This is a genomic window from Steroidobacter gossypii (assembly GCF_016801985.1).
In the GTDB taxonomy this organism is placed as follows: Bacteria; Pseudomonadota; Gammaproteobacteria; order Steroidobacterales; family Steroidobacteraceae; genus Steroidobacter; species Steroidobacter gossypii.
This window is the reverse complement of the sequence record NZ_JAEVLS010000002.1, coordinates 1,304,673-1,317,730: the sequence shown is the minus strand read 5'-3', so window position 1 is coordinate 1,317,730 and position 13,058 is coordinate 1,304,673. Positions and strand designations below refer to the sequence as shown.

Here is a 13,058-nt window from a genome sequence, read left to right as displayed (position 1 = left end):
ACGCGCGCTATGCGCGCGCCCAGCTCGCATGCTCATCGCTCAACGGTACGTGCCACCCAACCGCGTGGTCGACTGAGTGCCTTGCGACTGAGCTCCTTGCGTCTCGGTCTGGACACGCAGGCTGTTGATCACATCACGAACGCCAGGCAAGCGCTCGATGATGTCTTCCGCGTGACGCTTCTGCATGCGAGAAGACACTGTGCCCGTCAACATCACTTCGCGATCGTTGACGGTCACTTCGATGTTGCTGGCGTCGATGTGCTCATCGTCAGTGAGGCACTGACACACATCCTCCTTGATACGTTCGTCAGAGCGGCGATAGCCGCGCGGTCCGCGACCGCTGAACTGGCCGCGACGCTGAGTGGAAGAGGCATCGGCGTCGAAGGAGCGGCCGCCGTACACCAGTTCCTCGATCTCCTCGTTCTCGCTCTCGTTGCGCCAGGGCTTCATGGGCAGCCCGTACTTGGAGCCGAAGTAGCTCGAATCATAAGTGGAGCCGGCGTTCATCAGCGGACGATCGCCGTAGAACGGATTGCCGGTCGAGCCACCATAGCGCGTCTCACCGCGGTCCTCCTCGAAGGATCGGCGACCCCGATCCTCATCGGAGAATCTGCCGTGGCCCGCGCCGGAATAGGAATTCTCCCAGCGATCGTTGAACTGCTGCCGCTCGTCGTCGAAGTCCCGATAAGCGTGTGCGCCGTAGCGTGCCTCGGATTCGTCGCGCCATGAGTCCCGCGACAGCGGGTCCAGCGGATAGCGCTGACGGTCTTCGTCGCGCTCGCGGCGTCCGCCTCGAAATAAATCTCTCAGTGCCATGGTTGTACCCTCGCTCTTCGGTGTTTTTCCGACGGCCGCGCCGAGAGCGGCGCGACTGAACAAGGAACAAACGGGTCGGCTTTCCTACAGTTCCGTGCCCGTGCCACCGAGCGAGACGGCGGCGCCGAACGCGTCAGCCCTGGCGAGCGCGAAGCAGCAGCTCTTCGTAGATCTCTTTCAGTCGCGCGGCGCTCACGCGCTCATCGAAGTAGCGCACGACGTGCTTGCGACCTTGCGCCGCCTGAGTATGCAAGCCTTCCAAGTCATTGACCGCCGAAGTCATCGCCGCACTCAGCGCAGGCACCGAGTCTTCGCGGGTGAATTGCAGATAGGGCGCCACGCCATTGGATTGGTACGCCGGCAACGGGTTGGTGATGACCGGCACGCCACACGCGAGGCTCTCCAGAATGGTCACGGGGAATGCGTCCATCTGTGGGAAATTCACCGCGACATCGGCGGCGACATACAAGCCGGGCTGCAACTCGTAGGCCATGCTGTCCACCCAGCGCACACGCGCAGCCACGCCGAGCTCTTCGGTCGCCCGCTGCAGCGACGGCAGAGAAGTTCCTACACTGTGGCCGAAGGTCCTCATGAGCAGATACGAACGCTCACGCGCGCTTGCGGGCATGGCGGCGAAGGCGGCGATGATCTCGCCGGGCCGATAGATCGCGCCCAATTGGCGTGCTGACAGGAAGACGACGGCGTCCGGCTCGATCTGCAGTCGCTCGCGCCATTGACGTCGTTCCTCGGGCAGCTCAGGCCGAAACAATTTCGTATCGATGCCGATGGGCAGCATGGCCGTAGGGATCTGCGTGCCCGCGAGTTGATTCGCGGTTGCGGCGATGTCATCGCAATCGACGATGAGAAGGTCCAGCTCACGCAGCGCTGCGCCAATGCGCCGACGCCCCGGATCCTCGGGCGGCGATTGTGCGGGTACATTCAAGTCGCTACCCCAGGCCGTCGCGATGAGCGGACGGGCGCCGGTTCGACTCACATCGAGGACGCGCTCGTCCAGCCATTGCACATGACACAGATCGGACTGCGCCCGACGCAGCAATGGACCGAGTCGCTGCTTGTGAAGAAACGACAGCACCGTCCCCGTCAACGGACCGTCGAGACGTCGCATGCGACGCGGATATCTCAACTGCACGACGCCCGGAATCGGATCGGATTGAAAGCCGCTGTGCTCGACCAGGGTGATGGCGCAGCCGGCTAGCTGCAGTAACCGGATGTAGCGGCGACAGTGGATGTGCATCTGACCGCCCTGGCCGAAGGGGGCTGCGAACATGGTGACTTTCATGGCCGGGCGCGCTCCTTGCGAGCGTGCGTTACTGGACCGCACGCAGGGTGTGCACGATCTCGTCGACGTGCTCGACGGACAGATTGGGATGCAGCGGCAAAGTGATCGCGCGCCTGGCGAATTGCCGAGTGATCTCCAGGTGCGCGGTGAATCGCTCGCGATAGCCGCTGAACTCCAGAATGGATGGGTAGTGCATGCTCGTTTGCACGCCGATCGCCCGCAATGCCTCGATGCCTGCGCTGCGAGTCTCCGAGCAATCCGCGACCACGACCATCAGGTGCCCGGCGGAATGTTCCACTTGCCCGGCGAAGACCATGGTCCAACGCTCGGCGCCTGCCAGCCCATCACGATAGCGGGCCAGCAACTGGCGGCGACGCGCATTGCCATCGAGCAGTTTGACCAGCTGCGCCCGACCGATCGCGGCATGCAGCTCATCCAGTCGATAGTTGAAGCCGGGCAGGGCGATGTCATAGGAGCCAGCGCGGCCATGCCGCTCCCAGGATGAGCGCGTCATGCCATGACTGCGCAGCATCTGGATGCGCGTCGCGAGATCGTCACGGTCGGTGACCAGCATGCCGCCTTCTCCGCAAGCCAGATTCTTGTTGGCATAGAAGGAGAAGGTGCCGATGTCGCCGATGCTGCCGGCCATCGTTCCATGCGGAGTGCGGCCTTGTCCGTCGTGGTACGAGGCGCCCACCGCGTGACATGAATCTTCGATCATCACGAGGCCGTGGCGTTTGCATATCTCCAGCAGCTCGCTCATGCGAGCGAGATTGCCGCCGTAGTGCATGGGCACGATCGCCTTGGTTCGCGGCGTGATGAGCTGTGCGACGTGCTGTGGATCGATGGTCGGCTCATCGAGGCTGCAGATGTCCGCGAACACGGGCGTCGCGCCGGCGAGCAAGGTCATGTTGGCGGACGCGACGAAGTTGATGGCCGGCTGGATGACTTCATCGCCCGGACCGATGCCGACCGTATGCATCGCCAGGTGCAGGGCGGCTGTGGCGTTGGACACGGCAAAGGCATGTTTCGAGGACTGCAGGGTGGCGAACTCGCGCTCGAACGCCAGCACTTCAGGCCCCATCGACAACCACCGATGGCCGATGACGCGTTGCGCGGCTTCGGCCTCTTCGACGCCGTAATCCAGCACGGACAACGGCACGCGCCAGTCACTCAAAGGCAATGCTCCCCATTATTTGTTCAACCGCCACGGCTCAATGCCGCACCAGCGTGGTTGGTTGCGTCGTCGAGGTCAATTCGAAACAGCCGCGACAATGGATGGGGGCCGCGGCTTGCGGCAACCGGAGGGTGCCTGGCGCTAGTTTGTCGGCCCTAGTTTGTCGGATTGGGGCTGGCAAGACCGCGGGGGAGGCAGAGGGCCATGCGCATCGATCCCTTCAGCTTGCGCCACCGGGAGCCTGGCACGCTGAACGTTTCTCGATAGGTGCGCAGTCCGGCGCGCACCCGGCCATGCCGGGCTTGATAAACGGCGGCGTCGATGTGCGCTCTTATCAGCCGGTCGCGGTACGCGCGCAGGTCGCTTTCGCGCGTCACGTGCGGCGCGAGCGCCTTCAAACCGTTCAGATCATGAATGACCATTTCGTCGGGATGGCGGGTGGCGTTGGCGTCATGACGACGCACGTCGGCCAGCACCACATCGGTGAATATCACGCCGCCCGCGAGATACGCCTTGAGCACGAAATTGGTGTCCTCGCCCAAGCTCAAGGTGGGCTCGAAGCGCAGGTGCTCGATCATGCTTCGTCGAAACATCATCACCTGCGTGTAGGCCGGGATGTCGCTGCAGGCGACCAGGGCGCTGAACGCTTTCTCTCTGGGGATCCGGCCGTGCGCATAGGGCGCGCCCTCGAGCAGCTTCGGACGTTTGATCTCGGGATAGGACCGAAACTGATCGCCCAGCAATTCTCCGCTCGGATGTTGGAAGCGCACGAAATTGCCGAACACCGAGGCGGCGGTCGGATCGTCCGACAGAAACGCATGCATCATCTCGAGGAAGATCGGCCGCCAGCGATCGTCCGCATCGAGAAAGCTGATGTACTCGCAACGCGCGGCGTCCAAGCCGACGTTACGAGCGCTCGCGACGCCGGCGTGCTCGGTTCGGATGTATTGAATGCGTCGATCGTTATGACGCAGGACCACCTCCGCAGTGCCATCGCTCGAGCCGTCGTCGACCACGATGATCTGCTCGGGCTGCAACGTTTGCGCGAGGATGGAATCGAGCGCCTCGCCGATGAAGCGAGCGGCGTTGTAGCTCGGCACGATGACGCTGATGGACGCGCGCGGCGCGTGCGGAACTGACTTGGCAGGGGCGGGCATCCGGGAATTCTGGCGTAGATGCAGCCCGAAAAGAAGATGGGCAGCAAGCCCGGATGGTGCGGGCGCAGGGATGCCCAGGAGCATCCAGGCCGGTGAGCCGCGAGCGCCCTATGGCGAGGCCATCGCCGGCGCGAACGCCTTCTCCTGCGCTTCGATCGAAGGAATGAACTTCGGCGTCACTCGCGCCTTGGCGCGCTGCTCGAACGCATAGCCCGCGGCGAGCAGCACATCCTCCGACCAGGGCGCGCCGATAAAGGAGATGCCGAGCGGCAGGCCCTTCAACTCACCCATCGGGACGGTGAGATGCGGATAACCGGACACGGCCGGCAACGAGCTGAAGGAGCCGGGCGAGCGCGTGCCATTGATGGAGTCGACGCGGGGCGCGACACCCGTGGTCGGCGCGACGATCAGATCGAGCTTATGCTCGGCCAGATTGCGCATGATGCCTTCGACCCCCGCCAGACGTTTGGCGTCGGCTCGCGCCGTAAGGTATTTGGTATCGCTCAGCGGCGGCATGGCGTTGGCTTTCTCGAATGTCTCCTGACCGAACAGCGCCAGCTCCGCGGGCGTACGTCGATTGAACTGGATGAGCTGCTCCAGCGTTCGCGCCGCAATCTTGGCGGGAGTAGCGGCCAGGTAGGCATTGAGATCCGCTTTGAACTCCGCATGCAAAACGATGTCCTCGGCCTCATCGACTCGGGCCACCTTGGGAGTCGGCACTTCGATCAGCGTTGCACCCGCTTCCTTCAGGTGCTTGAGGGCACGTTCGTAGACGGGATCGAGATACGCATTGCGACCCGGCTCGAAGCGCCACACGCCGATGCGCTTGCCATTCAACGCCGTGGGCACGAGACCCTTGGTGTAATCGGATTTGGCGCACCCGGCGGAGGGCGGATCGCACGCTGGCGCTTCGCCCACCAGCGCCGTCAGCAACAACGCCGCGTCTTTTACGTTGCTGGTCATCGGCCCCGCGGTGTCCTGGCTGTGGGCGATGGGAATGATGTACTTGCCCGAGAGCAGGCCCAACGTCGGCTTCAAGCCGACGATGCCGTTCATCGCCGATGGACAGACGATGGAGCCGTCGGTCTCGGTGCCGATGCTCACGGGCGCGAGCCCCGCGGCGACCGCAACGCCGCTGCCTGCGCTCGATCCGCAAGGTGTGCGATCGAGCACGTGCGGATTGCGGGTCAGCCCGCCGATCGCGCTCCAACCGCTGATCGAACTGCGCGAACGGAAGTTCGCCCACTCGCTCAGGTTGGTCTTGCCGAGGATGATTGCGCCGGCCTTGCGCAGATTGGCGATGATGGGGGCGTCGCGCTTGGTCACGTTGCCGATCAGCGCGAGCGAACCGGCGGTGGTCGGCATGGGATCGGCGGACTCGATGTTGTCCTTCACCAGCACTGGGATGCCGTGCAGTGGGCTGCGTGCGCCCTTGCTTTGCAGCTCCTTATCGAGCGCACGCGCTTGATTCAGGGCGTCGGGATTGATGGCGATGACCGAGCGCAGCTGCGGACCGTTGCGATCGATCGCCTCGATCCGTCGGGTCAGCGCCTGGACCAGCTCGACGGACGTGGTTTTCCGGGCATCCAGATCGGCGCGCAGCTCGCTCAACGAGCGCGTGTCCGCCTCGTCGGCGGTGGCCAGCGGTGCTGCCGCCAGCGTCATCGCGATCAACATCCGCAGACAACTGCGTAACGGCGCCCCGAGGTCGTTGGTCGCAGCGAGCATTCTTTATCGTCCCCCAGCGCCTGAATGGGCGTCGCTGGTGTATATCCAACCTGCCGCCTCGGGACAAGTAACCCTCCAGATGTCGGTAAACCGTCCGGAGCCCGGGCGTCCTCGCCTCGGATGTGATCCATCGCACAAGCCGCAGCGCTGCGCGAGGCCGGAAACTTCCCGTGCGCCGCTCGAGCATCGGATAATTCGCGGCTGGCAGGTTATAGGAGCCGATGTCCGATGATTGCCTGGCGCGAAAAATTTCGTGCTGTGCTGTTGCACTTCCTGGTGACCCTGGCGATGGCCGTCGCCGCCGCCGCGCTGATCTTCGTGGTCTGGTACCCCGATCCGTTCCAGGCCATGCTGGGCGGCACGCGCTTCTTTGTGCTCATCACGGTCTGCGACCTGGTGCTCGGACCGCTGACTTCGCTGATCATCTACAACAGCAAGAAGACGCGGCGAGCGCTGATCTTCGATTACACCGTGGTCGGCATCGTGCAGGTGGCGGCGTTCGTTTACGGCGTCATGTCGATTTCGAACGCGCGCCCGGCGTACATCGCGTTCGTGAAGGATCGCTTCGAAGTGGTGATCGCGGAGGACCTGGCCGACAAAGATCTGCAGGACGCTCGGGCGCCGTACCGCACCCGGCCGAAGTGGGGACCGATCCTGATCGGCACACAGCGCCCGACCGATCGGGAAGAGCTGAACAACCTGATCTTCGCCGCCATGGAAGGCAAGGACCTGCAGAATTTCCCGCGCTATTTCGTGCCTTACGAGCAGGTCGCCGCCGCGGTCAAAGAGATCGGCAAGCCCATGGCGGCGCTATACAAACGTCATCCGGAAGCCCGGCGGCTCATCGAGGATGAAAACATCAAGGCGCCGGACGAGCAACTGCGCTGGCTGCCGATCCGCGGCACCCGCTCGTTCTGGACGGTGCTGCTGGACGCCGACACCGGCGAATTGCTCGGCTACATTCCCGTCGATCCATACGAGACGTGAGCCGGCCAGCTGGCAACCTCTGATCGACTGGCTGCCGGGGAGGTTCATCCTCCCGGCAGCCGCCGAGCCGCGCGTGATCGAACGCGCTACTCCTTCGCCGGCCGACACTCCTTATCGTCACGGCCACGACCATCCTTCCAGCCGTACTCGCGATCGGCGCGATCGGGCTTGCGTCCGCCATCGCAGTCGAGCAGCGGCGCCGTGTGAATCACGATGAACTCATTGTTGTCGGGCACGCCGAACTCACGCCCCGCCGAGCCCGGGTAGTTGTTGTCGTTGATGACCAGCAGGCGATTGTTATCGAGCACCAGCACATCTTCGATGGTGGTGAAGGGGAAGGTGAAGACGGTATCGGTCTTGCCGTCACCGGCCACATCCCGCGGATCATAGATGTTCATCAGATCGGCCACTTCTTCCTTGATCAAAAAGCCGTTGCCATCGACGCGCTTCAGGTCGATCTTGTAGATCTTTTTGAAGCGCGCTGGATTGCTGAAGCGGGGGTCGGTGGCCACACCCTGGCCGCTGTCACGCTCGATGATCAGGAACTGCGTGTCGGTTAGCGCGGTGAAATCGCCGATGGCGTGGTTGGCGCTCTCCATGGGATAGGCGAACGTCTTGCCCGTGTACTTACGCTCCTTGAGGCTGAACTCGTTGATGAGCAGACGCTCACGTACGGGATCGCCGGTGACCGCCTTCTCGAGCAACGCATACAGCTTGGTGCGGCTCGCGTTCAATGCCATGCCTTCGAAGCCGCCGGAATCGGCGAGATTCGCCGGCAACGTGCGTTGCGGATTGCTCACCGCCTGGATCAGCGGATTCACCTCGGAGCCGCCGAGCGTGCTGGGCAGCTTGCGGAAATTGGGCAGCGGAATCGGCGCTTCGAGCACGCGCCCCTTGCTGTCGGTGTGAATCAGATACGGGCCGAACTCGTCGCCGAACCAAAGCGTGCCGTCGGCGGCGCGACGGATGGACTCGATGTCGAAGTCCGAGCCGGTCAGCAGACGATGGGCCTTGATCGTGGGATCGACAGGGATCGCGGCGCCACCGCCCACCGGCGTGCTCGGATACACATCGCCGTCCGCGACGATGGCGAAAGGCACCTTGTGCCAAGGGTCGCTCAGCGTGATGTAACTTTCGGAGGTGAAATCGCTCAGTTCTTCGCCCGTGAAGCGATTCACCGGCGTCACCGTGCCTTCCTTGAAGTTCGGCCGAACCGCATACACGCGCAACAGCGCATCGTTGGAATTGGCTTTGTTGCCGAAGCCATTGTCGGACATCACGAGAAAGGTGCCGTCCTGTGCGCCGGGCAGCACGGCCGAGAAGCCCTGCACCGGTTGTTTGTTGATGAACGGTGTGACGACGCCGTTGCCGCCGGTGGCGAACTGCCCCGAGGTGGGGCCGGTGGAGAAGCTGGCGCTCGGCAACACCGCGCGCTCCAGCAGCTCCGCGGCATGCGCTTGCAAGAGCGGAGCGCCAACGGCGAGCATCGCCAGGGCGGACCGCAGCGGGTGGTTCAGACACTTCATCGTTGTTGACTCCGGCACGCTCACGCACCGACCTCGACGCGTTAGGGACGAGCGGCGGGCGACATAATCGTGCCGGGGTATTTCTATTGCATGACTGAAATGCGACGGTTCGTCGCCGGCGCATCCCACATCAGAAGTTCATCTGCAACTGCAGGCGCAACGCCTCGGCATCGAAACGTTCGTAGTCGATCCGGCCGGCGCGGTTGCCGGTGACGAGGTTGTTGCGCTTCATGCGATGGTAGATGGCGGCGAGCTCGAGCGGCGCCGCGATCTGCCATTCGACGCCGATCTCCAGATCGTTCACCTCGTTGATCGGGGCGTTGTTCTCGGCCTTGTTGGCGCCGTCGAAATACTGCCATTTCACGAACGGCAGAAACGTGCCGAACGAGTGATCGAATTTGTACATCGCCTGCACGTAGCCGCCGTTGAGGCTCTTCTCGACGATGCTGTTGCTGGCAAGGTCGAGCGCGGGGGTCGTGCCCCAGTTCCATTCCGCCTGCAGGCCGAAAGGCTGTGGATACCAGATGGCGCTCACACCCACGCGCTCATCTTCGTAACCACGGCGGAATTCACTGGCGATGGTGGGCGTGAGACTCACATCACCCACGGCTCGATACGCGGCGGTGCTGGGCACGTATTCGCCGCTGTAGGCCTGAATGCCGGCCTCGAAGAACTGGCCATTCGACAACTGCCACGGATAGTTCAGGCGGGCCACGACGTGCTGATTGTCGTTGCGATCGCCGCGGTTCGCGCCCTGGCCGTTGTACAGACCAAGTCCGAACATGCCGTAATTGCCGCTGTGCTTGAGGCCGAGCTTGTTGATCTCGCTGAAGCGCTCCTGCACCTGTTCAGGCGTGAAGTAATAGAACACGCCCAGGTCGCGTTCATCGCGCACGCCGCTGTTGATGGCGTCGGCGCGATCGAGCGCGAGTCGATTGGAGCTCGATTGCAGGTTCTCCCAACCGAAGGGCACTTTCGACTGGCCAACGCGCAGGCGGTGCACGCGATCGGTTGTGAGATAGACATCGCCATAAGCGTCGCGCATCTGGACCACGTTGCCCGTGGTGCCGGCAGAGCTTGCAAGGTCGGGTTGGATGTAGAAGGAGAGACGATCGCCCACGTCGCCCTGGAACACCAGACGAGCGCGGCGGATCAGGTAATTTTTATCGGCATCGCCCAGGGAGTTCTGGTCGCCGACCGAGCGGTCCGACCAGAGATTGATGCCGTCATCGCCGCCGAGCATCTCGGTGTAGCGGGTCTGCAGATAACCGCGAATTTCGAATCGATCGGTGAACGGACTGCGTGACTCGTCGTCGTTGTGCTTTTCGAGCTCGGCGAGCTTCGCCTCGCTGCGCTCCAGTCGCTGCTCCAAGGCTTCCGGTCGTGGGGGCGTCTCAGCCGGCGCTTGGGCGGTGGCTTCGGGGGCGGATTCATCGATCGAGCGGAATCTACCCAAGCGGACGCGGTTCGGACCGGGCTCGGCATAGAGCTGCTTGGTCTGCATATCCATGTAGAGCTCGAGCGTCTCGGCCGATTCGGACGGTGTGGCGGCGGCCAGGACCAGCGCCACGATGGGCGCGAGCGGAGCGTGTTTTTTCATCGGGTATCGATCCCCAGGCTTCGACCGGCGGCATCCTATGAAGCTTTTGTTACGTTTTTGTGACGCGAGGCGAAAAAGATTGCAATCTCGTTAAACCGCGCAGCGCCCGACGGCCTTGCGCGCCTGGACGCCAATAGCCCGTCGAACCGCCGGCCGACCCAATAACAGCCCCGCACTCACGAAGTTCCACCACGGTTACGGCGATCGCGCCGAAGGCTTGCAGGTAACGATCCAAGCGGCTTCAGGTCGTCGCCCGGTTAGAAAGCGATCACATCTTTCTCGAGCGCCTATCAGCGCTCCCGTCCCCCATCCAACTGCGTGCCGGCATCATCGCCGCTGCACACGTCGAACAGCTGCGTGAGTCGGGAGCGATCACAACCAACCAGGCATTGTCGAAGCTCCATCCCTCGTTCAACTTTCCCCAAGGCCAGAATGCAGTGAAGGGGCAGGGCGTGCGCTCTGCATCGCTGCGTGGCGTCGGACCCGCATACACCATGGTGCTGGTGAACGGCAAGCGACGTCACCTGTCCGCACAGCTCTCGGGCACCGACCCGTGGCCGGCCGCACAGGTGGTCGACATCAACACCATTCCCGTGAACGCCATCGAGCGCGTCGAGGTGCTGCGCGATGGCGCCGCGGCTCAGTATGGCTCGGACGCCATCGCCGGCGTGATCAACATCGTATTGCGTAAAGATGCGTCGCACAGCGAGCTCGGTGGCCGCTACGGCGGCTACTCCGATGGTGGCGGCGAAACGCATCAGCTACTCGGAAACATCGCGACTGGCCTCGGCGACGACGGTTTCGTGAACGTCAGCATCGACCGCCTGAAGAACGATAACGGTCGATCGCAGCGAAGCCGACTGAAGATGCTGCTGTTGTTCGTGGCCGTCGTACTGCAGCTGTCGCTGTTTCGAGAGACCGCCTCGCAGACTTCGGCGAGCCCGGCGCTCGCCCGCGCCAGCGTGGGCATCTCGCTTGCGATGTGGTTCAGTGTGGCGATGGGCGGGCGGATGATCGGCTTCATCTGAAGCCGATGCTCACAGCACCGGCAGATCGAAATAGAATGTCGAGCCGATGCCGAGCTTGGTATGGAAGGAGAGGGTGCCGCCGTGGTGGGCGATGATGGCTCGGCTGATGTGCAGGCCGAGGCCGGAGCCGCCCTTGGGGTTGGTGGCAGTCCAATTGGCCTGGGCGAACTTCTCGAAAATATGGCGGCGGAACTCTTCCGGGATGCCTTCGCCGTAGTCAGTGACACTCACTCGCAGATGCTGCGCGGTGCGGCTCACGTGCACGTCGACCTTGCCGCCCGGCCGTGAGTATCTCACTGCGTTGGAGAGCAGGTTCGCGAGGACCTGCATCAAGCGATCCGCATCGGCATGCAGATACGCCCGGGGCAGATCGGAGCGAACCTCGATCTGCACCTGGTATTGATCCGCATACGCCTTGAGCTCGAGCGCTGCCTGCGCGACCAGTTGATTCAAATCCAGATCCACATAGCGGAAGGCAAACCCGCCGGCCTCGAGCTTTTCGATATCCACGATGTCGTTCACCAGGCGATGCAACCGCTCGGCATTGCGATCCGCCAATGCGGTCAGCGCCTGGGCCTTGGGAGGCAACTCACCCGCGGCGCCCGCCGTCAGAATTCCGAGCGCGCCGCGCAGCGCCGTCACGGGCGTGCGCAACTCATGGCTCACCATGGTCAGGAACTCCGCCTTGGCCTGCTCCATGGTCTTGCGTTCGTGAATGTCCTGGATCTGCGAAATGAAATACAGCGGCCGCTGTTTGTCCCACACCAGCGACACGCTCAGCTGCGTCCAGACCGGATGGCCGGCCTTGTGCAGATATCTCTTTTCCATCTGATAGCTGCGCAGCTCGCGCGCCAGCATCTGCCGGACCTGCTGCAGATCCTTCTCCAGGTCCTCCGGATGGGTGATGGCCTGAAACGTCGTGCGCGTGAGCTCTTCGGCCGAATAGCCCAGCAGGTCGCACAACGACTGGTTGACCCGCAGCCAGTCACCGTCCGGCGACACCAGCGCAATGCCGATGGGCGCATTCTCATACGCCTCGCGAAACAAAATCTCACTGCGCGTCAGTGCCTGCATCGCCACACGCAGTGCCGTCGACGTCCGGCGCTCTTCGAGCAGCGCCATGACCTGCCGTGACAACGCCTGCAGTGCTTCCGTCTGATGTTTCTTAAGCTGTCGCGGCTCGCGATCGATGACGCACAACGTGCCGAGCGCATGGCCGTCGGGCGAGACCAGCGGTGCGCCGGCGTAAAAGCGCACATGCGGTTCGCCAGTTACGTATGGGTTGGTCGCGAAGCGTGGGTCCAGCCTCGTGTCAGGCACGGTAAGCACTTCATCTGGAACCAGGATGGCGTGCGGACAGAACCCCCAGGCGCGCGGCGCTTCGGAGCCAGTCAGGCCCACCTTGGATTTGAACCACTGCCGGTGCTCATCGACCAGGGTGATCAATGCGATCGGTGCGTCACAGATGCGGGATGCAAGCAGTGTGATGTCGTCGTAGCGCGACTCTGCGTGACTGTCGAGCACTTCATAAGATTGCAACGACAACAGCCGCGCGTGCTCATTGGCCGGATGAGGCGCAGGCGTGCAACCCAGCTCTTGCGCCAGGGCGAGGGGATCCAGATCGGGCGCTGGAGCGGGAATGCGGGCAGACATGCTAACTTTTCGGCAGCAAGGGGCAGCGCTGAAATTGTGGCCGGGCGCGTATTGCTGAACTGAGAGGCTCATCACCTCAAGTGAGG

The 13,058-nt window shown here is 63.1% G+C and carries 10 protein-coding genes; 2 read left to right on the top strand and 8 right to left on the bottom strand.

The genetic code is table 11. The annotated features are described in order from the left end of the window. Positions 1 to 39: 39 nt before the first annotated feature. From JM946_RS12960 to JM946_RS12940, 5 genes are all read right to left on the bottom strand, one after another. A complete protein-coding gene (locus JM946_RS12960; protein ID WP_203167698.1) occupies positions 40 to 816 on the bottom strand; it encodes a BON domain-containing protein in 777 nt (258 codons plus the stop codon). Between the two features lie 133 nt (positions 817 to 949). Then, positions 950 to 2,116: a glycosyltransferase family 4 protein gene (locus JM946_RS12955; protein ID WP_203167697.1), complete on the bottom strand. Its 1,167-nt coding sequence runs from the start codon at positions 2,114 to 2,116 to the stop codon at positions 950 to 952. A gap of 28 nt (positions 2,117 to 2,144) precedes the next feature. Next, on the bottom strand, positions 2,145 to 3,299 hold the full coding sequence (locus JM946_RS12950; protein ID WP_218042786.1) for a DegT/DnrJ/EryC1/StrS family aminotransferase: 1,155 nt from the start codon (positions 3,297 to 3,299) through the stop codon (positions 2,145 to 2,147). 149 nt (positions 3,300 to 3,448) lie between these two features. After that, positions 3,449 to 4,450 carry a glycosyltransferase family 2 protein gene (locus JM946_RS12945; RefSeq protein WP_203167695.1) on the bottom strand — a complete coding sequence of 334 codons (1,002 nt, stop codon included), beginning with the start codon at positions 4,448 to 4,450 and terminating at the stop codon, positions 3,449 to 3,451. Positions 4,451 to 4,558: 108 nt separating this feature from the next. Continuing rightward, a complete protein-coding gene (locus tag JM946_RS12940) occupies positions 4,559 to 6,178 on the bottom strand; it encodes an amidase (RefSeq protein WP_203167694.1) in 1,620 nt (539 codons plus the stop codon). A 228-nt stretch (positions 6,179 to 6,406) separates the two neighbouring features. Here JM946_RS12940 and tfpZ point away from each other — a divergent pair, with 228 nt between their 5' ends. Continuing rightward, complete coding sequence (gene tfpZ / locus JM946_RS12935) at positions 6,407 to 7,165, top strand: TfpX/TfpZ family type IV pilin accessory protein (protein ID WP_203167693.1); 759 nt, start codon at positions 6,407 to 6,409, stop codon at positions 7,163 to 7,165. A gap of 86 nt (positions 7,166 to 7,251) precedes the next feature. On the opposite strand, the gene JM946_RS12930 is transcribed toward tfpZ, so the two are convergent. Both JM946_RS12930 and JM946_RS12925 read right to left on the bottom strand, forming a co-directional pair. Beyond that, positions 7,252 to 8,691, bottom strand: a complete 1,440-nt coding sequence (locus JM946_RS12930; RefSeq protein ID WP_203167692.1) for an esterase-like activity of phytase family protein — start codon at positions 8,689 to 8,691, stop codon at positions 7,252 to 7,254. A 130-nt stretch (positions 8,692 to 8,821) separates the two neighbouring features. Further along, positions 8,822 to 10,291 (bottom strand): porin, encoded by a 1,470-nt coding sequence (locus JM946_RS12925; RefSeq protein ID WP_203167691.1) that lies wholly within the window; start codon positions 10,289 to 10,291, stop codon positions 8,822 to 8,824. A 272-nt stretch (positions 10,292 to 10,563) separates the two neighbouring features. Here JM946_RS12925 and JM946_RS12920 point away from each other — a divergent pair, with 272 nt between their 5' ends. Further along, complete coding sequence (locus tag JM946_RS12920) at positions 10,564 to 11,319, top strand: TonB-dependent receptor plug domain-containing protein (protein ID WP_203167909.1); 756 nt, start codon at positions 10,564 to 10,566, stop codon at positions 11,317 to 11,319. Positions 11,320 to 11,328: 9 nt separating this feature from the next. On the opposite strand, the gene JM946_RS12915 is transcribed toward JM946_RS12920, so the two are convergent. After that, entirely contained in the window at positions 11,329 to 12,972 is a 1,644-nt protein-coding gene (locus tag JM946_RS12915) for a GAF domain-containing sensor histidine kinase (RefSeq protein WP_203167690.1), read from the bottom strand. Positions 12,973 to 13,058 lie beyond the last annotated feature (86 nt).

What these genes read in the sequence shown, in the direction of transcription:
- JM946_RS12960 (WP_203167698.1), bottom strand. Translation starts at nt 816, where the DNA reads ATGGCACTGAGAGATTTATTTCGAGGCGGACGCCGCGAGCGCGACGAA.
- JM946_RS12955 (WP_203167697.1), bottom strand. Translation starts at nt 2,116, where the DNA reads ATGAAAGTCACCATGTTCGCAGCCCCCTTCGGCCAGGGCGGTCAGATG.
- JM946_RS12945 (WP_203167695.1), bottom strand. Translation starts at nt 4,450, where the DNA reads ATGCCCGCCCCTGCCAAGTCAGTTCCGCACGCGCCGCGCGCGTCCATC.
- JM946_RS12940 (WP_203167694.1), bottom strand. Translation starts at nt 6,178, where the DNA reads ATGCTCGCTGCGACCAACGACCTCGGGGCGCCGTTACGCAGTTGTCTG.
- tfpZ (WP_203167693.1), top strand. Translation starts at nt 6,407, where the DNA reads ATGATTGCCTGGCGCGAAAAATTTCGTGCTGTGCTGTTGCACTTCCTG.
- JM946_RS12930 (WP_203167692.1), bottom strand. Translation starts at nt 8,691, where the DNA reads ATGAAGTGTCTGAACCACCCGCTGCGGTCCGCCCTGGCGATGCTCGCC.
- JM946_RS12925 (WP_203167691.1), bottom strand. Translation starts at nt 10,291, where the DNA reads ATGAAAAAACACGCTCCGCTCGCGCCCATCGTGGCGCTGGTCCTGGCC.
- JM946_RS12915 (WP_203167690.1), bottom strand. Translation starts at nt 12,972, where the DNA reads ATGTCTGCCCGCATTCCCGCTCCAGCGCCCGATCTGGATCCCCTCGCC.